Here is a 20,335-nt window from a genome sequence, read left to right on the forward strand (position 1 = left end):
ACCCGCGCACAGTTGCCACCCAATTCTGTTTGACAGCAGAGGGGTGGTCGCCTCCATAACTAGTGTAGGAGCATCAACATGAAGAAGATCACCCCCAACCCTCCAGAAACCGATACCCCTTCAGAAACCGATACCCCTTCAGAACCCGAAACCCTCGACCTGACCCAACTCTCCAAAGCCACCAAACGCGCCGTCAGCGCCCGCTTGCGCAACCCGAAACAGCCCGATCCCGTGAGCCATGTGTTCACCATCCTCCCCGATGTCGACACACCCACCCTGCTCGCTCACGCCAGCGAAACCCTGGCCTCCATGAACGTCATGACCACCGACCTGGCCGACCAGCTCGAAGGCTCGCATCGCAATGTGGCATTGGCGATGCAGCAACTGGCCGTGCTGGCCGAACTGTTGATCAACCGAGCGCTCGATAACCTCGATTCGCCCATGCCGGCGCTCGAGCCTGTCTGCCACTGAGTGATCGTACTCGCTGATCGAAAGGAGGTTTTGTCATGGATCGATACATGCCGGTCACCGGCATCGACTGCACCATCGCGTCGCTGCTGATCGACACCGAAGCGCCGCTGGACGTGCTGCATGAAACGGCGGCCTACCGCATCCGCACCGCGACTCAATTGCTGGAGAGCTTCGCCGTTAGCGAAGGCGTTCACAGTGAGCTGGCGCGGGTGTTGGTGACTTCGTTGCGCGATGGCTGCGATTTGTTGGATGTGGTTGGGCGAAGGTTGCAGATGCAGGTTTCGGCGTTATAACGAACCCCGCATAGGAAGACGTTTCTGCTCCCCACACCAAAAGGCACCTGACGAAAATATCGCAGGTGCCTTTTTTTGATTGAGTGGATAGCGATGTTCTGAATGCGTGACATCTGGAGCAGAATGTTACGCATACGAAACAATATGGCACCCGATGACTCAACAGTAGGTTTCATAATCTGTAACTTACTGTCGACTCAATGGACGCGCAGCAGACACGCTTTCGCTCTAGTGTGGAAAAGGGTTTCGCTGTCGGACTTGAACCACGTCATCCTGGGAAATTTCCCGCAACCCGTAGCGACTTCCATGAACTGGCGAACAACGTTTCGGGAAGATAGTCTTCACGCTTCGCTGCAAACCCTGCGGACGGTTTTGACCAGCCGAAACAGCGTAAGGATCCCTAACCCCATGGAACGCCCTTATGAAAAAGATCACCCTGAAATTAGTTAAAAATCCGGCCACTTCTGAGTCTGAAACCCGCGACCCTACCCAACTTCCCCAAGCCAGCGAACGTGCCGTCAGCACCCGCCGGCGCAACCTGAACAGGAACATCTTCAGCGTCCGCCCCGACGTCGATACAACCACCCTGCTCGCTCATGCCAGCGAAACCCTGGCCTCCCTCAACGTCATGACTTTGGACTTCGCCAATCAACTCGAAGGCTCGCAGCACAATGTGGCGCTGGCTCTTCATCAGTTGACGGTGTTAACCGAACTTTTGGTCAACCGAGCGCGGGATAACCTCGATCCGAACGGGTCGGTGGCCGTAGACAAACCTCCCGTCGTTCACTGAGTGATCGCGCTCGTTGATCGAAGGGAGGTTTTGTCATGAATCGATGCATGCGATGCTCACAGACACAGGTTTCGGCGTAGAAAAGCAAAATGAAGAAGCCTTCCATCAACATGAATTTTTCTTCACCCCACCACCTCTCTCCAACCTGTACATTCCTCTCGCTCATTCAAGAAACTACAGTTTGCCCGCCTCCCGCGGGCTTTTTTTTGCCTACAGTTTTGTTAGCGATGATCTCAAGTGACCGGCGCCGGGTCACATGAACCCGCCGCCCCCTTGAAGGTGATCAAGACCATGAAGGTGGGGCGTCAGGCTTACTACTTTGTAACCCTGTAAACGGCTCAACAACAGGTGACGCAGCCTTCTGCAGTACAGGCAGCTCCAGCCGCGCCCTACCATAGAACACCAACGCCGTCAGCAAACACGCCAGCCACACAAAGATCCCGGCCCAGAAGGTGTGGGACATGTAGTGCCAACCTTGCAGAACCCGCGTCGTGCCGTAGACGAAACCGAGCAGCAGCGAGCCGTGCATCAGCGCTTTGGAATACCGCCAGCGATAGCGGCGTGCCACGAAGTACAGCGCAAGCATGGTAAAGCCGCCCGAAGCATGTCCACCCGGCCAGCAGCGACCGTCGCCAGCGACTTTCAGCAGGTTGAAATTCTGGTACCACTCCTTGTGTTCGATTTTCCCGGCGTACTGAGTCGTTTCGACCGGGCAATACACACTGGTGTGGCCCTTGAGGTAATGGATAACGCCAGTGCTGATGGAAAACGCGAACACCACATAGAGGAAGTCCCGACGGTGTTTACTGGCAAACCGAAGCACCGGCGCGATTTTGATTTTTTCCAGGAATGCGATGATCTTCGAATGTTTTTCAGCCTTCAGCCGCGGCCAGAGAAACGACAGCAAAGCGCCAATCATCGCAACCTCACCAGTGCAGTTCGGGATGATCCGCGCCCATTTATGGGTGATCTTCTCGAACAAATGGACATGGTCCAACGGAAACACGCGAGTGGCCGGATCATAAAAAAGATCGCTGAAGGCGATATCGATTTTGGTCAGGTCAAACAGCAGGAACACCACTATCGCGCAAACCAGTGGGATACCGAAGTTCGCCCAGTAAAAGCGGTAACGGGAAGAGGTCAGCATCGTACGTCCTGATCCAGAGGAATGATGGTGAAGCTCATTCGGTGGTTACCGAACGCCAGTCGGAGGCCTCGATGAAACCGAGCATGCGTGGTGGTTGAGACTTTTTGGCGGAGACAAACAGAGAAGCGCCGTAACCAAGGGTCGCGGTCGGTAACTTGAGATCTTTTTCGAGTTGCGCCATGCATTCGCTGTGGGTCACCAGAATCAGGTTGCGCCCGGCCACTTTGTGCGCCAGGGCATCGCGCAACATGCTGCCCCTGCAGCGGATCAACCAGTCTTCACCGACGCCAACCTTGTTGAACATGTAACCGGCGGTTTGCACCGTACGCATCATCGGGCTGTTATAGATGTCGGCCCGATCCAGCCCCAGACGCTCGAACTGCGCGCCGACACTCACCGCCACGCTGCGGGAGCGGTCGGTGATGCCATCATCGCCGCTCAGGCAGGTAGCCGTGGAGTGATCGCAGCGCTCGACGTGGCGCACCAGCACGATCATGTCGCCTTTGGCCCAACCAGTCGCTAACGCGCGGGCGCCCGCCACGTTGCCATGGGCCAGGTCCGGCACGGCAGCGGGCCGCAACAGCCAAACCGTCAGCGGAATCACCAACAAGGCAGATGCCAGCACAACCGCGGCGTTTCGATAACGGGCCAAACGGCTCAGATCGATCGAGCGTTTTATCCCGAACAGACTCAGTCTCAATTCCACATCAAGCCGCCTCGCCAGCATGCACCACTGTCATTCGTTGCCGCGAGGGTAAAGAGGCACGCGTCGGCAGCCGGTGAAACCCATGTGAAAAAAAGCTTAAGACTTGCCCAAAAATCTTGTTACAGAATCCATCCAACAAAATCCTTTCAGCTCTCGCGATTACTGCCGATACAGACCTGCTAACCCTTTGCTGGCTCTTAAAACAACAATCTTCCAGCCAACCGACGATCAAGAAGCACAACGTTCCTGGAGGAATATTGATGAATAGCTGGTTCGGTAATATCAGCGTGAACCTGAAACTGGGCCTGGGATTCGGCCTGGTCCTGGCACTGACCTGCGTTCTCGCCCTGACCGGCTGGACAAGCCTGGGCGGGTTGATTGACCGCAGCAACTGGATGAGCGACATCACTCAGCTCAACGCCGGCCTGACCAAGCTGCGTGTGGTTCGCCTGCAATACATGCTGACCAACGGCGATGAAACTGCTGCACAGAATGTGCAGACCACCCTCGACGGTTTCGTCGCTCAGCAACAAGCGTTGCTGTCGAGTTTCAAGAGCCCGGAAAACGTCAAGCTGCTCAAAGAGCAGAGCGCGACCATCAGCGCTTACCAGATATCCCTGAACAAAATGCGCAGCGCCTACCGCACCGGTAACAGCGCCCGCGACGCCATGGGCGCCAATGCTGAAACCGCCAGCAAGTTGATCGAAGCGATCAGCGCCCGCGTGCAGCAAATGCCCCTGAGCGACCAACGCTTCGAACAGTTCCAGGCCATCACCGCGGCCAAGGAAGCGTTCATCCTGGCTCGCTACGAAGTGCGCGGCTACACCGCCAGCACCAATGCCGAGACCGAGCAAAAAGCCGTCGCCCAACTGGACACGGCCATCGCCAGCCTGAAACAGCTCAACGTGCATTTCGCCGAGACCCAGCAAGATGCCCTGCGTCAACTGGAAACCGCGCTGAGCAACTACCGCAGCGCCTTGCAAGCGTATAAAACCGCCAACACCGATGCGGTGCAGGCACGCAAGGAAATGACTGAGCAAGGCGCCACTATCGTGACACTGAGCGATCAGCTGTATCAGATCCAGCTCGACCGCCGCGATGCCGAAAGCGCCCAGGCCCGCACGCTGCAACTGATCAGCACGTTGCTGGCGTTGCTGGTGGGCATCATTGCCGCCGTGATCATCACCCGTCAGATCACCGGCCCGTTGCGCGATACCCTGGCCGTGGTCGAGCGCATCGCCGGCGGCGATCTGTCCCAGGACGTCAAAGTGACTCGCCGCGACGAACTCGGCGTGTTGCAGCAGGGCATCGCGCGCATGGGCGTGACCCTGCGCGATTTGATCAGTGGTATCCGCGATGGTGTCACCCAGATCGCCAGCGCCGCCGAAGAACTGTCCGCTGTGACCGAGCAAACCAGCGCCGGGGTCAACAGCCAGAAGATCGAGACCGATCAGGTGGCCACCGCCATGCACGAGATGACGGCCACGGTGCAGGAAGTCGCGCGCAACGCTGAAGAAGCGTCCCAGGCCGCAGCCGCCGCTGACGGCGAAGCGCGCGAAGGCGACAAAGTGGTCAACGAAGCCATCGCCCAGATCGAGCGCCTGGCCAGCGAAGTGGAGCGCTCCACCGAAGCCATGAGCGTGCTGCAGCAGGAAAGCGACAAGATCGGCAGCGTCATGGACGTGATCAAAGCAGTGGCCGAGCAGACGAACTTGCTGGCCCTCAACGCCGCCATCGAAGCGGCCCGCGCCGGTGAAGCCGGTCGTGGTTTTGCTGTCGTGGCCGATGAAGTTCGTGGCCTGGCTCAACGCACGCAGAAATCCACCGAAGAAATCGAAGGCCTGGTGGCCGGCCTGCAGAATGGCACCCAACAAGTGTCGGCCGTGATGAACAACAGCCGCGCCCTGACCGACAGCAGTGTGGCGCTGACCCGCAAGGCCGGCGTATCACTGGAAAACATCACCCGCACCGTGTCGAACATCCAGTCGATGAACCAGCAGATCGCTGCCGCCGCCGAGCAACAAAGTGCCGTGGCCGAAGAGATCAGCCGCAGCATCATCAACGTACGCGACGTGTCCGAACAGACCGCCGCCGCCAGCGACGAAACCGCTGCGTCCAGTGTTGAACTGGCGCGGTTGGGTAATCAGTTGCAGATGATGGTGAGTCACTTCCGGGTGTAAAGCCTGCGACCCTGCCCCGTCAGTGCCGGTACTGCGGGGATCCTGGGGACGTTCAGCCATGCAGCGTTTCAAAATCCTACAGCTTCCCCTTCCCCTTCCCCAGCCAAACGGCGAAAGTTCCAGCTCCCACTAAACGGTGTGGCTGACAGCGCCCCCCCCTGCTACGTCGTAGTGTCGTCAGCTCCCCCAAAGGAGATGCATCGACATGGACGATAACCCGTTGCTCAAGACGCTGATCGAGGCCTACGGCACCGAGGACACAAAAACAGCACTTGAAGAGTTTTTTAAAGACACGCTGAAGCTCACCTCGGTGTTCGATATCACTCGGCTAACCGAAGCTCAATTCAAGCATCACTTCAACACTGCAATCCAAAATGAGAACGCACTCAAGGGGCACACGCCCAACCCTGGAGCGCTCTACGACAACGTCAAATGCATCGCCGCCCAGATCAGCCACCTGTATCGAGAACATCAAACTTCAGACGGCAGCGCACAGCACCAGTGGCACCCTCCAGGCATCCGGGCTGTAGAAAAACAAGGCCCCACCTACACCAATCTATTCCGGGAAAACTGGGACGACGCCTGCAAAATCGATTCGATCGCCGCCATCGATTCACCTGTCGCCTATCTCCGGGCGTTGTATCTGTTCGCCAAACAACTGGAAACCAGCACCTCGCAATCAGCAGGTGAAAGAACCGACCGAATCCTGCTGGAAAGGCGCCGACCGGATCTCGCCAGTTTATTGATCGACCAGCAAAACACATTCGCAGCACAGCCCATGCTCGATATCGTCAATGAGATCCTCAACAAGAATATTCAGGCAGCGCTGCAGAACACCTCAGACCGAGGCAAATCCACCTATGAGATATTGGCTCAAAGGCGTTATCCCTTCACACTTCCCTACGAGATTTTCCATCATCAATGCCTGTTGGGCCTCGGTGAAAAAAAGCCAGTGCTGGGTGAACTGAACTACCTCATCAGCACCCGCCTTCCGACCTCACAAACAGTCGATAAACCATACGGCCAGGTACTGACATCCTCCACGCTTGAGGCTCAGCTACTGCTGTCCGGACTGGGACCGAAACAGCAGGCACTGTTGACACAAGCCCCTTTCACGACTGAGGGCGAGCTTACAAATAGTGCCTATTGGAAAAGTATCTATGGCGTCGATACGCCCTCCACCCTGAACAACGTGAACACCTTTCTGGAGCACACCGGGCTCAAGGCAGAGCAATTGGAAGAACTGCTTTCACAAGGCAGACATACCCCCCGAAGATCGCCGTCGTACCCAACGACCACGCCACATTTCGCCCCCTATGGCGCCCGCTATGTAAACGGTCCTTTCTCTGCTGGCACTGGCATGGAGCTCGACAAAAACGGTACAAAAAAAGAAATCGCCGGAGCAACAGACGACAGACTCGAACGTCTGCACCGGATGATCCGCTTGCAACGATGGCTCGATATTCCGTTCGCCGATCTGGACACTCTGATCGTCAGCACTTTGGAATCCCGGGTTCCACGCAACATGCGCATGCAACTCGACACTTATACCGTGCGCTGCCTGGGGGTTTATCGCCATTTGAACCGCCGATACTCGATAGAAGCCGAAGAGTTCGGGGCGTTGCTTTATCAGTTGGTCCCTTATGCTTGCGGTGATAACACTCCCTTGTTCGATCGGGTATTCAATCGAGTCCGGCTGTTCGAGACACCGCTTGTACTCGATGAACGAGCATTCTCTGCAGATGACTCGGACCCGGTTTCGCACACAATTCTTCAGCACCTGAGCGCCGGCCTTGGCCTGCCTCTGACACAGGATTCGCTGTTGCTGATCGTCCAGAACACTGAGAGATATGTCGGCGCGCTGAAATGTGATTTACACACGCTGTCTTCAATCTACAGGCAAGCGCGAGTAGCCCGCCTGTTCGGTCTTTCGATCTCCGACAATGCAACGCTGGCGCAGTTGCTGGGGGGAGAAAGCGTATCCAGGTGTCTGGCAAGTGGAAAGACCGACATTCGCACCCTCCGAATAACAGCCCATCGGGGAGCGGAAAAAACCGAGGTCGTTGCACGCTTTCATCTACCCGAGCCATTCAACCCAGCGAATCCTCCCCTGCTTTTGCCGGGGTCAACATTGAAAACCAATACTTCATGGTTCGCCGCCCCAGGTGCCAGCAATGAGCTTTTAATCAGATTCGCCAGCGCCACCGATAATTTGCCCAGCATCACAATCAGCCAGATATCTACCGCTGGCGCCGAGACAGAGATTTCTCTGGAAGGTGCTCCAATAACACTAATCAACGGCGCACTTGATGAATCGGGACGCGGCACACCCGCCATGACGAGTCTGATACGTTATCCGAGCCATACAACCACATCGCAATCTACCCTCTACACCGAGACCACGGTGACGCAAGATGAGCCCGTCAACCTGCTCGATGTGCTGATGCAAATGGACTGGCTCACTCAATGGATCAATGAGTCCGTCTACACCATCCCCCAATTGGGACGTCTTCTCGGTCCCTCGAGCAACGACGCTCACAGGTTTCGGGACTTGCAGCAGCACCTCGACAAACTGCATCGCGATGTGATTGACCACGCGGTCACGCCACAAGAGCTGACAAAACTGTCGCTGCCGCCAAACATCAACTGGCGACATGCGCTGGCTGAAACGCTGCTCGACGACAAAGGGCTGGTAAAAAACTTTGCACCGGACATTGAGGAGGATGTGCCGAAAAAACTGGACGCAGCCCTGGACCGGCTCATCAACCCACAGAAAATGGATGCCGATGTCAGTAAAAACGAACAGCTCAAGCAGGACAGCAAAAGGAAGCTCAAAGACCTTCTACTGCTTGCCCATGACCGGCAGCTGCATCTGGTAGAGAAGTTTCTGCAAGAAACCTCCCAATTACCGATGAACTGCACAAAAGGCGTGTTGTTATGGGCCAGAACTTCGGTTTACCAGATCCTGACCACGGCGTTGCATGACACACACCAGGTCGAACTTCCCAAGACGCTACACCCGGTCCTGCGCCATGCCGAAGCAACCGTTCAACTGAGTCTCGGCAACAGGGCTCTACGCCTGTTGCTGAAACACCCGCAGTGGCTGGAAACCCCATCCTCACGCCTGGAACTGACGCTGAGCAGCTTGTACCTGCTGGATCGATTCAACCATTGCCAGAGCACCCACCAGCATTCCGAAGAAAGTCTCCTGAACTATCTGGAAACTGCCCATTCGGACGCTCCCAAGGAGGTCATCAACAACTTTCTGGCCCAGTTGCTGAACTGGACTTCGGCGGAAGTTACGACACTGACCGCGAAGCTGGATCACCAGACAGCACGGACGATGAAGGACGTGGATTGGGTCATGCGCAGCCAAACAGCCTGCAAAGCTACAGGGCTGAGTGCCGCCTCCCTGCTCAATGCTGCCGCCCTGAATAACCAAAGCCCAGCCGATGCCTGGAAAAAAGTCGGCGAAGCCGCCATGGCTTCCAGCCACTGATCCCCTTACATGCTCAAGGAATGAACATGTCTGCCTCTATTGAAAAACAACTCAATGAAAGCCTGCGTGACGCTCAGCTCGCGCTTTATCTATGCGCCATCGTGCCGCAAGACCAGACACTGAAGTCACTGAAGATCGCGGAGCATCTGAAAACCGCCAATGACCTCTACCACTATTGGCTACTCGACATGCTCGTCAGCCAGGATGTGCCTACCAGCCCGGTCGCCTGCGCCACTGCAAGCCTGCAGCAATACATCAACAGTATTCTGGCCAACATGGAACCGGGGTATCACACCGCTGACATCCCCAAAGATCAGGTCGAGACCTGGCGTGGCGCGATGCATCACTATTCGAGCTGGGCAACCAACCAGCGGCTACATTACTTCCCTGCGGTCTATCTTGACCCAACCCTTCGCAAGATCAAAACCGACAACTTCCAGCAACTGGAAAACGACATCAATCAGAGCCAACTCACCGGCGAGTCGGTTCAAACGGCGGTACTGGCCTATCTGACAAGACTCGAAGAAGTGGCCAATCTGACCACACTCAATGGTTACATCGACGGCACCAACTTCGCCAACAGCACCTATTACTTCATCGCCAAATCCCGCAACGCCAATACCTATTACTGGCGTTCGCTGGATATGGCTCAACGCCCATCACTGCCGGGCGCCACCCCGAAAAAATATGACACCCCAGAGCCTCTGGCCTGGTCGGACTGGAAACGCGCCAACCTGCCGATCTCCGAAAGTGCCGTCGAACAGACGATTCGACCGGTCATGTTCAACAAGCGCCTGTATGTGATTTGGGCCGAATGCATCTTCCAGAACAAGACGGCGATAAACCGACCTTCAGGGCAAGAGGTTGCAAGGACCAATCCACTGTTTCGTTTGAACCTTTGCTATAAAAAATACGATGGGAGCTGGAGCACGCCGCAGACTTGCCTACAGGGTTACGGGTCCAATGTTACCCTGCACAATCAGGGCCTTGCCCAGCTCAAGAAAAACATACACACCATTGCCGTCCATGATGCGTCGCACGCTCCCGAGTCCCTACTCATTTCGCTCTATGTCGACGGGGCTGGAGATGGGCCCGAGGACCTACAGAACCTGTTTTGGATGTCAGCTCATATCGACAAAGATACTGATATCAAACCAACGGTTTTTCTCAACGGGCTACCCAGCAAACAAGACAAGCAGCATGACGCTTCAAAGTTCTTCGAGCGACTCAGTACAGAATTCGTAAAATGGACAGCACTCTTCCTGCCTGCCCCCGAGAGGAAAGTGAGCCTCCAGTTCAAACAGTCCTCTTCCAGCGACAAACTGAGCCCCCCCAGTATCAACTGCCGACGCGACAGTGCTTCAGGCACTGTCGAGTTCATTGATTTTTCAGATTCATCCATCACGCTGAGCGACATCGATACAAAGCAACCGCGCCTGCCCATCCGAATGAACATCACCTTCGCCAGGCATCTGATCCAACGTGCCGAAACGAGTATGGACGAGTTGCTGAGCTGGGATTCCCAGCACTTGCAAGAGCCTTCTTCAAGAGAAGGAGGGGCGACAGAACCAATGAATTTCTACGGCGCCTATGGTCGCTACTTTGTCGAGTTGTTCTTGTACCTTCCATGGCTGATTGCGCACCGTTTCAATACTGAGCGCCAATATGGCGAAGCCGAACGCTGGCTGCATTACCTGTTCAATCCCGGCCGCAAAGAGGTCGCAAACAAGAACCCCGACTACTGGAATGCGGTGCCGTTGATCAGCGCCAAAACTCCCGCACCCGGTCAAACCACCTACGCCATCCAGGGTCCGCAAGACCCGCATCAAATCGCACTCAGTCACCCGGTGCACTTTCGCAAAGCCTTGTACATGCTCTATATCGATATTCTGCTCAACCACGGTGACACTGCGTACCGCACGTTGACCGCCGACGGGTTGACGCAAGCGAAGCATTTTTATATCCGTGCGCTGGACCTGATGGGACCTCGCCCGGATCTCAAACAGACCGACCTCTGGACCGCCATCACGCTGAAAAACTTCAGTGAAGAGACCAACCAGAAACTGCGTATTTTTGAAAAAGAACTCGGCACAAAAAAAACACACGTATACACCTCCTCAAGCAAAGTCCCCCAATTGTGCGTGCGTCCTTATGCATCGCCCCCCTCGGTGCATACGATTGATACACCTCATTTGCGTTTGCCGTTCAATCCGGGGCTGATCGCACGCTGGGAGAAACTGGAGGGCCGTCTGCATAATCTCAGACACAATCTGGACATGGCCGGCAGACCCTTGAGGCTCCCTCTGTTCGTGGCGCCCGCACCATCAGGCAGCCTGCCCGCCTCCACGCTTCTGCGCGCGGCAGAGCCCGGAATTGACCAGCGCCTGAGTGCCCAAATCCCGCCTTACCGCTTCAGTACGCTGCATGCCCATGCCATGGCTGCGGTAGATACGGTGATTCAGTTCAGTGCAACGCTGTTGTCATTCATCGAACGCAGTGAGCAGGCCAGCTTTCAAGAGCTTCAACAGCATCACATCTGGGATTTGGCGAACATTGCCGTGGACCTGCAGACCCAGGCGTTGAAGGTCGACCAAAAAAACAAGGAAGCCCTGCTTGCCAGTAAAGCGATTATCGAAGCGCGGATGGCTTACTACAGCCGGCTGGTCAACGAGGTCGTCAATCCGGAGGAAGTCGCCGCTGCCGCCGCGCATCTGGCCGGACGTATTGCCGAAGCGGGCGCTCACGCCGCTCAATTGGTGGGTCAGGGCCTGAAGGTCGCCCCCAACATTTTTGGTCTGGCGGATGGCGGCCATCGTCTGGAAGGGGTGCCCTTGGCGGTGATGGCCGGGGCTCAAGGCGCAGCAGCCGCCGCCCATGGCACCGGCGAGGCCCTCGAACGGGCGGCGCAGTACCGCCGGCGCCATCAGGAGTGGACCGAGGCTCGCGATCAGGCAAAGCTTGAAATCGCGCAGCTCGATGCTCAACTGGCGCTTGAAGCGGAGCGGGAGACGGCCACCCTGTTGCTGCTACGCCAGACTCAAACGTCACTCTCGCAAGCCAGAGCCTCTTACGACTTCCTCAGCAAGCGTTTTACCCACTCACAACTTTACCAATGGTTCACCTACCAGCTCTCCAGCTTCTATCACCAGGTGTATGACGCAACGTTGTCGCTGTGCCAACTCACTGAACTGTGCTGGCGCTACGAAATGGTCGACCATTCCACACAGCCATTCTTTCAACCCCAGGCCTGGAACAGTACTTATCGCGGGCTCGGACCTGGAGAGGGGATGAAGGTGAGCTTGCTGAAGATGAAAAGTGCCTATCTTTTGGGCAATGAACGTGAGCTGGAGATTCGCAAGACCGTGTCATTGCGACAGCTGAAGGAAAAGGCAGAGAAGGACAAGAGCAGCACCGGGGTCGTACCCTCTATCAATAAGCACTGGGAGGACATACCCGGCGTCGAAGGTACACCGACCGTCAAAGGTTTGAAGTCAACCCTGATGGACAGTGGCACATGCGAATTCGAATTTACCCAGGCATTGTTTGATAACGACTACCCGGGACACTGCCTGCGCCGAATCAAAAGTATCAGCCTTTCCCTGCCGGCAGTTCTGGGTCCGTATGAAGACATCCGCGCCATTTTGACCCAGACCAGTAGCTACGTTGTCATGTCAGGCGCAGGCAAGCAGGTCATGGCCAGTCAATGGGCCAACCAGCAGATCGCGCTCTCCACCGGTATCGTCGACAACGGCCTTTTTACGTTGAACTTTCAGGACGAACGCTACCTGCCCTTTGAATACACCGGTGCGATTTCAAAATGGCACCTGTCGTTTCCGCATCACACAGCACAAAAGTCCATGCTCGAATCACTGACCGACATCATCGTGCACGTGAGCTACACGGCCAGAGTAGGCGGAGGCTCACAATGAGTGAACAAACGGCATTGCCTGTTATCGCGCCATCACTGCCCAAGGGTGGCGGTGCCATCCAGAGCATTGGTAAAGGCTGGAGCGCCATCGGCGCCCACGGTGCGGCTTCTTATGAGATTGCCTTGCCGATTTCACCGGGTCGCGGTTTTGCCCCCTCTTTGTCACTCAGGTACAGCAGTTCGGTCGGCAACAGTGTGTTCGGCATCGGCTGGGGGATGTCATTGCCCACCGTTGCACGACGCACCAGTAAGGGTGTACCGGCCTATAGCGAGGATGACGAGATCATCGGCCCCAGCGGGATTATGTGGCTGCCCGAGCGCGACACTCAGGGCGTCACCACCTCAACCCGCATCGATCATTACAACGAGCTGGAACTGGATACAACCTATACCGTCGTGCGTCACTTCCCGAGAATCGAAAGCAGCTTCGACCGCATCGAACATTGGTCCTCGCAGAGCGACAAACCGGGTTTTTGGCTGGTGCACGGTGCCGACGGCAGCCTTCACGTGTTCGGAAAAAATCCGGCATCGCGTCGCGCGGATCTCCAGGATACGAGCCGTGTAGGCGAATGGCTGCTGGAGGAGAGCCTGAACGCACATGGCGAGCACATTCTCTACCAATACAAATCGGATATAACCGCCCAGCGCTACTTGAGCCGTGTGTGTTATGGCAATTTCGAGGCTGATGCACACCTTTACTCATGGCAAGCCGATCGATTGAAGCCTGCGCAATGGCACTTCGAATTGGTGTTCGACTATGGCGAACGGCGTACGGAATACGAACAGAAACCGTTATATGAGGGCCAAGAGTGGCAAGCCCGTAGCGACGCGTTTTACAGCTTCGCTTACGGTTTTGAACTACGCACCGAACGCCTGTGCCGGCAGGTTCTGATGTTCCACCGCTTTCCCGATGAATTGGGCGCCGCCCCCGTTCTGGTGCGGCGCCTGCTGCTCGATTACCGCCAGGCACCTCTGGGTTATAACCACCTGAGCGCCGCCCATGACCAGGCGTTTGGCGACTCGGCAAACGCCGATAACCGTCCGCCGGTTGAATTCAGCTACAGCGAGTTCACGCTCCTCCCTGATACCCAAACCTGGCAGCGCTTTCAGAACATGCCGGGGCTCAACGACGGCCAGGATTATCAACTGGTGGACCTGTACGGCGAAGGCCTGCCGGGCGTGCTCTATCGAGGTGACACAGGCTGGTATTACCGCGAACCCATGCGAGCCAAAGCCAAAAGCAATGAAGTGGCTTACGATCAGTGGCGAGCATTACCCAATATTCCCATTGCCGACACCGCAAAACCTGTTCGCCAGTCACTGAACGACTTCACGGGCGATGGTCGGCTGGACTGGGTCATGGCTCAGCCGGGGCTGAGTGGTTTTTTCTCCCTCGGTCCTGACCGAACCTGGTCGAACTTCACCACGTTCAATGCCTTCCCTTTGGAGTTTTTCAATCCACAAGGGCAATTGGCCGATCTGATGAGTGAAGGACTCAGCGACCTGACATTGATAGGTTCGCGCAGTGTTCGCCTGTACGCCAATCAACGGCAAAACGGTTTTGCAGCTGCCCGCGAAGTAACTCGTAACGAGGATGAAGATGCCCTTCCTGTACTCACCTCTTCGCCCACCGAACTGGTGGCATTCAGCGATATCCTGGGCAGTGGCCAGCAGCATCTGGTGCGCATTCGCCACAACGAAGTGAAGTGCTGGCCAAACCTGGGGCGTGGACGTTTCGGCAAAGGCATCGTGCTGGGCTCTCCAGCTCTCGCCTACGAAACATTCGACGCCTCGCGTATCCGTCTGGCGGACCTGGATGGGTCCGGCGCCGCCGACCTTATCTATCTGGAAACAGATCAGGCGCTGGTCTTCATGAACCGCTGCGGCAATGGCTTCGATGCTTGCGTTCAGCTGCCTTGGCCGGAAGGCGTACGCTACGACGGTTTATGTCAGGTGAGCTTTGCCGATCTGCAAGGGCTTGGCTGCTCGAGCCTGATTCTGAGCGTGCCGCACATGACATCCCGTCATTGGCGCTACGACTTCGTCCATGCAAAACCGTATTTACTCACTGGCACCAATAACAATATGGGCACCGCCGGCAGCATCAGCTACCGCAGCTCAGCGCAGGAATGGCTGGATGAAAAAGCGGAGAAAATCAAAACCGACAAGCCCCGCACCTGCCATTTGCCAATAGCGCTGCACTTGGTATCGAAACAGACCCAGCTCGACGAGATTACCGGCAATCGACTGACCCAGAGCTTTTCCTACCGCCAAGGCTACTACGACGGCATCGAGCGGGAATTTCGCGGCTTCGGTCTATTGCTGCAAACCGACAGCGAAACCAACCCAGGTGATGCCGACTCGCAAAGTTTCACCACGCCATGCCTGACGAAGAGCTGGTTCCACACCGGGCGAGCGATTGACCTGCCCCGCACCGGTTATCACAACGCTGATAAAGAAGCCCTGGCGCTGGGCAAGGCAATGCTTTGCCAATACCAGCCCGAGCTCGAGAACGACACATGCATCACATCCCCAGATACGGCAACAACCCTGGAAGTGGCTCGCGCCCTGAGTGGCCATTTATTGCGCAGCGAGATCCTCGGAATCGATAAGCGCCTGAAAACCAGGACACTTTATTCAGTTCAGGAAAACCGCTACCGGGTACGTTTGCTACAGACGCCTGAGGGCCATCGAGGCTATGCCCGAATGTTGCCGCTGCTGCTGGAGACCATCAATTATCAGTACGAAGGCATTACCGATGATCCGCAATGCCAGCACACCTTCAATCTGCAGCACGACCTGTACGGCGCTCTGACCCACAACGTGAAGGTGCATTACCCGCGACGCAAAACCGACAGCGATACCCCGCCATTCAGCGATGCCGACCAGCAACAATGGTGGCGCGATGCTCATGATCCGGCGCAACAGTTCTACTACCTGAACGAAACCCGCACCGAGTTCATTCATTTGCAAAAACCTCAAGGATGGCGATTGGGTCTGCCTTATCGCCAGCGTGCCAATGCGTTGAAACGTCCCAAGACACCCGAGGCTGGAGGGTTGTCCACAAAGGACATGACTTACGAAAAGCTCATCGAGCTCGTCAAGGAAACAGCCTGGACAATCCAAAGCATCCTGACGGGCCTGTCCGTGCAACGCTACAAGAACACCTTGACCGCGCAAACGCTGAAGGACGGTGACGCTCACTTCGAAGCGCTGGCCGATCACCTGGAAACAGCCGAACTGGACGAGACAGCGTTGAGAGCCTTCGACGTATTGTTGCAAGCGTCTCGCCCCAAAGGAAAACTGCTCGAGCAAAGTGGCTACCACCGTATGACCGATTTCCTTCCCGTGACCACGGTTCCCAGAAAACTCTGGTCAGTCAAAAGTGGCTTCGCGACCTACGCCACACTGAAAGGTTTTTACAAAACACAGACTCAGCAGCCGAGCAAAAGCCATGGCGTGACCGAGATCTCCTACGACAAGTACCGCTGTTTCATTACCCAACTCAAACTTCCCGATGGTTGTATCACCAACGCCACCTACGATTATCGCTCGCTTGTCCCCCTACGCATCACCGACCCGAACGGGAACATCGAGGAAGGTCTCCATGACAGTTTTGGCCAGATATTGGCCAGCAGTTTTTATGGCGGTGAGGGCGACAAGCCCACAGGTTTCAAACCTATCAATGATTACAAGCGCCCGGAACTCGCCACCCCATACGATGCAACTAAAGACGGGCAGAAAGCGCTGCAGGATGCCGCTACAGCAACCTTTTACACACTGTTCAGCTGGATGGGACGCATCTCGGACGCAGCGTTGAAGGACCCTGACTGGCTGACACGTTGCGTAGGCAAAAGAGACTTATTGCCCGATGGTTTTATTTGCGCCAAAGCCCGAAAACGGCTGCAAGCCCTTGGTGCACTCTCTGCCGATGAGGTGAAGTTGAAGGCCGAAATCGACACCGCATCCCGTGAACCGGTACACATCGTTACCTTGATTGCAGATCGCTACCCCGATGACAACCAGAAACAGATCCGCATCACCATCACCTGCTGCGATGGTTTCGGACGAACGCTGCAAAGTAAAAAACAAGTCGAATCGGGTACGGCTTACGTCGTCAACGCCAAGGGAGAGCTGACCCTCGAGGACGGAAAACCGAAGGAGCTGACCGTAGCAAAGCGCTGGCGTATCAGCGAGCGGGTGGAATACAACAACAAGGGGTTGGCGATCCGGACCTACCGTCCTTATTTCGCCGATCGGCATGACTACATTAACGATGTGTCGTTGCGACAGTTCGGCCATTGCGATCTGCAGTTTTACGATGCGTTGGGACGCCCTACGCGTACACGTATGGCAAAACAAGATGGTCTTTCCTATATGCGGCGGCATACCCGCCACCCCTGGTACACCCTGAACGAGGACGAGAACGATACGCTGGAAGAGGTCATGCCAGAACCATCCACGACCAGTGGAGGTGAGGTATGAACGCACGCCTTCACCGCAAAACACCCACGATCAGCGCCATCGACAGCCGCGGCCTGCTCGTGCGGCAAATCGCTTACTGTCGCAGCAGCGCCGACGACAGCCCTCAAACGCGGATCAGCCGTCAGCACCATGACATTGCCGGACGCCAGGTTGAACAGCGGGACCCACGTCTGTTTGCCAAAACACCTAACGCCAATCTGACGACCGTCTACAGCCTGTCCGGCAAGGTGCTGTTGGTGGACAGTGTCGACGCCGGGTGGCGTTTGAGTCTGCCTGGCGACGCCGGACAGACACTGCGTAGCTGGGATCAGCGGGGCAACCATTGGCAAACGACTTACGATAATCAGCTAAGGCCGACCGAAATCCAGGAGCAGGCGGCAGGTCAGGTTCTGCGCGTGGTCGAACGCTTCAGCTATGGCGATAGCTCATCTGAATCCGCCAGACATAACCGATGTGGCGCGCTGACTCGACACGATGACGGTGTCGGTACTTTGTTCATCAATGAATACGCCCTCTGTGCCAAACCCCTTGGCCAGACACGGCGCTTCCTCTTCGATCCCCGACAGCCACATTGGCCAACAGATGAAAAAGAACGCGACTTGCTGCTTGAAGAGGGGGATGGCCATAAAACGATCTGGCGCTACGACGCACAGGGAGAAACGATCCAACAGATCGATGCCGGTCAGCACCAACAGCGATTCTCGTTTGATGTCGCCGGCCAACTCAAGGCCATTAAACTTCTAATCAACGGTGCGACTACAGAACAGGTCATTTTGAAGGACCTCCACTACAACGCGTTTGGCCAGATCGAATCCCAGACCGCCGGAAACGGTGTTATCAGCCGCGCCATGTTCGATCCGGCCAGCGGTCGCTTGACCTCACTCAGCGCGTCCGTGTCTGGCAGCACCCTGCAGGATTTGCACTACACCTATGACCCGGTGGGCAATGTGATGCGCATCGCGGACAAGGCCCAACCGGTGCAATTCGGCAGTAACCAACGGGTCGAAGCGGTCAGCACGTTTACCTACGACAGCCTCTACCAACTCATCAGCGCAACGGGTCGTGAAGCGGCGGGACCGAACAGCCAACCTCACCTTCCCGCCTCCAGTAGAACACCGATTGACGCCCAGCTATTGTTCAACTTCATCGAGCACTACCAATACGACACCGGCGGCAATCTGACCGAACTGCGCCATGTTCGCGACCGCAACAACTATACCCGGACCTTGAACGTTGCCACTTCAAGCAATCGGCTCCTGTCCTGGAACAAGGGGGACACAGCACCCAATGCAACTGCGCACTTCGATGCCAACGGTAATCAGCAGGCGCTATACCCAGGCCAAGCGCTGGAATGGAATGCCCGCAATCAACTCGCCAGCGTAATGCTGATCCGGCGTGAAGAAGGACGCGATGATATTGAGCGCTATTGCTACGACAGCAGCGGTCAACGTGTACGCAAGATCCAAACGACTTATGCAGCATCGGTGACTCACACCCGAGAAGTCCGTTATCTGCCGGGACTCGAAATCCGCACCCGCACTAACGAGCGACTGGAAGTCATCACCCTGCAAGCCGGCCGCTGTAGCGTACGTTATCTGCACTGGACCCAAGGTCGGCCGTCCGGTATCGCGGCAAACCAGCTGCGCTATAGCCTTGACGACGATCTGGGCTCCAGCTCACTGGAACTCGACGACCAAGCTTGGCTGATCAGCCAGGAAAGCTATTTGCCTTATGGTGGAACTGCATGGATAGCTTCCCGCTCGCAGGTGGAAGCGGATTACAAAACCATTCGATATTCCGGCAAGGAACGCGATGCCAGTGGCCTCTATTACTATGGCTACAGGTATTACGCACCGTGGTTACAGCGGTGGATCAGTCCGGATCCGATAGGGATCGCAGACGGAATGAATCTTTATTGTATGGTCGGTAATAACCCTGTTCGTTACGTCGATAAACTCGGCACGACAAGAGAACAGGAAAACATAAAGGAAGAGATTGCCACCTTCCCCAAAATACTCTCGGAAGTACAAAGCCGGGTCAGCACCGTCAACTACCAGCTCTACAACAGTTTCAGCGATAACGAGATCTATAAAAGATACGCGCAAAGCCTGGGTTACAACTTGTCCCGCAGTGCCATCGCAACGGCTGCTGGCGTTGGTGCGTTGGCCTTGGGCCCGGCAGCGGCGATCGCGGCCTCATCCGCCACCTCGCTGGGGCTGGATACTGCGGCGGAGAAATTGGATTCGACTCGCCACCTGCCTCTTTCATTGCTTCCCCAAGCCTCTCGGCTGGATCCCGAAAAAATAGAAAAAGCCGGAAGAACGGCTTTTTACAATATCCATGCAAAATCACAGGACGCCGTCAGAGAGCATGACGTCAGGGTTGCGCAAGGGCAGAAGAAACCCTCATTGATAGCAACGCGATATCTGTTGGGAAAAGTGGCGGCATTGCCAGGTGCCTGGGTTGCGAATTTCGAAGCTTCTGTTCAAGTAGATACTGCGCTCAGAGGTTTGCAACCCAGAAAAATTGAAAAGCTGAACAACGCGCTCTACTTGCTGGATGAATACCTGAAGCACGATTCCCAAGAGATAAACAAAGCCTTCGATATCCTGGGAATAGACGAGTTTTACTCCAACGACCCATTGGGTACGTTGAAGCTTTCCTTTGATATCGCAACCAACAAGATAGTGACCTCGGGCTCACACGCGATAAAGCGTTCAGATATTCAGCACGACATCGATGTCACAAGAGCCACCGTCCAGAGAGGCAGGGAGTTACTCTTCAGACATTCCGAATACAACCGATCACGGACCAGCTAAAAAGTGAAATCACCGAT

General features: G+C 56.0%; 11 protein-coding genes and 1 pseudogene. 10 read left to right on the forward strand and 2 right to left on the reverse strand.

Going from position 1 to position 20,335, the window contains the following annotated elements:
* Positions 1 to 78: 78 nt before the first annotated feature.
* From MMG91_RS24330 to MMG91_RS24345, 4 genes are all read left to right on the forward strand, one after another.
* The gene (locus tag MMG91_RS24330; protein ID WP_310660948.1) at positions 79 to 471 is read left to right on the forward strand and encodes a DUF6124 family protein; all 393 of its coding nucleotides are present in this window, start codon (positions 79 to 81) and stop codon (positions 469 to 471) included.
* Positions 472 to 506: 35 nt separating this feature from the next.
* Positions 507 to 764, forward strand: a complete 258-nt coding sequence (locus MMG91_RS24335; RefSeq protein WP_305423664.1) for a hypothetical protein — start codon at positions 507 to 509, stop codon at positions 762 to 764.
* Between the two features lie 421 nt (positions 765 to 1,185).
* Positions 1,186 to 1,554, forward strand: a complete 369-nt coding sequence (locus MMG91_RS24340; RefSeq protein ID WP_310660949.1) for a DUF6124 family protein — start codon at positions 1,186 to 1,188, stop codon at positions 1,552 to 1,554.
* Positions 1,555 to 1,606: 52 nt separating this feature from the next.
* Complete coding sequence (locus tag MMG91_RS24345; protein ID WP_310660950.1) at positions 1,607 to 1,795, forward strand: hypothetical protein; 189 nt, start codon at positions 1,607 to 1,609, stop codon at positions 1,793 to 1,795.
* A gap of 42 nt (positions 1,796 to 1,837) precedes the next feature.
* On the opposite strand, the gene MMG91_RS24350 is transcribed toward MMG91_RS24345, so the two are convergent.
* On the reverse strand, positions 1,838 to 2,701 hold the full coding sequence (locus MMG91_RS24350) for a phosphatase PAP2 family protein (RefSeq protein WP_310660951.1): 864 nt from the start codon (positions 2,699 to 2,701) through the stop codon (positions 1,838 to 1,840).
* 34 nt (positions 2,702 to 2,735) lie between these two features.
* The gene (locus MMG91_RS24355; protein WP_310660952.1) at positions 2,736 to 3,407 is read right to left on the reverse strand and encodes a histidine phosphatase family protein; all 672 of its coding nucleotides are present in this window, start codon (positions 3,405 to 3,407) and stop codon (positions 2,736 to 2,738) included.
* A gap of 395 nt (positions 3,408 to 3,802) precedes the next feature.
* Between MMG91_RS24355 and MMG91_RS29030 the strand changes: the two are divergent.
* The 6 genes and pseudogenes from MMG91_RS29030 to MMG91_RS24380 form a co-directional block, all read left to right on the forward strand.
* Positions 3,803 to 4,681 (forward strand): annotated as a pseudogene (locus MMG91_RS29030) (methyl-accepting chemotaxis protein); the annotation flags it as partial.
* A 201-nt stretch (positions 4,682 to 4,882) separates the two neighbouring features.
* The gene (locus MMG91_RS29035; protein WP_405046560.1) at positions 4,883 to 5,587 is read left to right on the forward strand and encodes a methyl-accepting chemotaxis protein; all 705 of its coding nucleotides are present in this window, start codon (positions 4,883 to 4,885) and stop codon (positions 5,585 to 5,587) included.
* A gap of 205 nt (positions 5,588 to 5,792) precedes the next feature.
* Positions 5,793 to 9,086: a Tc toxin subunit A gene (locus MMG91_RS24365; protein WP_310660954.1), complete on the forward strand. Its 3,294-nt coding sequence runs from the start codon at positions 5,793 to 5,795 to the stop codon at positions 9,084 to 9,086.
* Positions 9,087 to 9,112: 26 nt separating this feature from the next.
* On the forward strand, positions 9,113 to 13,015 hold the full coding sequence (locus MMG91_RS24370) for a neuraminidase-like domain-containing protein (protein WP_310660955.1): 3,903 nt from the start codon (positions 9,113 to 9,115) through the stop codon (positions 13,013 to 13,015).
* Positions 13,012 to 17,499, forward strand: coding sequence for a SpvB/TcaC N-terminal domain-containing protein (locus MMG91_RS24375; protein ID WP_310660956.1), 4,488 nt, complete (start codon positions 13,012 to 13,014; stop codon positions 17,497 to 17,499). The genes MMG91_RS24370 and MMG91_RS24375 overlap by 4 nt, the downstream gene beginning before the upstream one ends.
* A complete protein-coding gene (locus MMG91_RS24380; protein ID WP_310660957.1) occupies positions 17,496 to 20,318 on the forward strand; it encodes an RHS repeat-associated core domain-containing protein in 2,823 nt (940 codons plus the stop codon). The genes MMG91_RS24375 and MMG91_RS24380 overlap by 4 nt, the downstream gene beginning before the upstream one ends.
* The last annotated feature ends 17 nt before the right edge of the window (positions 20,319 to 20,335 follow it).

The sequence above is a fragment of the Pseudomonas sp. JL3 genome, assembly GCF_031570575.1.
In the GTDB taxonomy this organism is placed as follows: domain Bacteria; phylum Pseudomonadota; class Gammaproteobacteria; order Pseudomonadales; family Pseudomonadaceae; genus Aquipseudomonas; species Aquipseudomonas cucumis.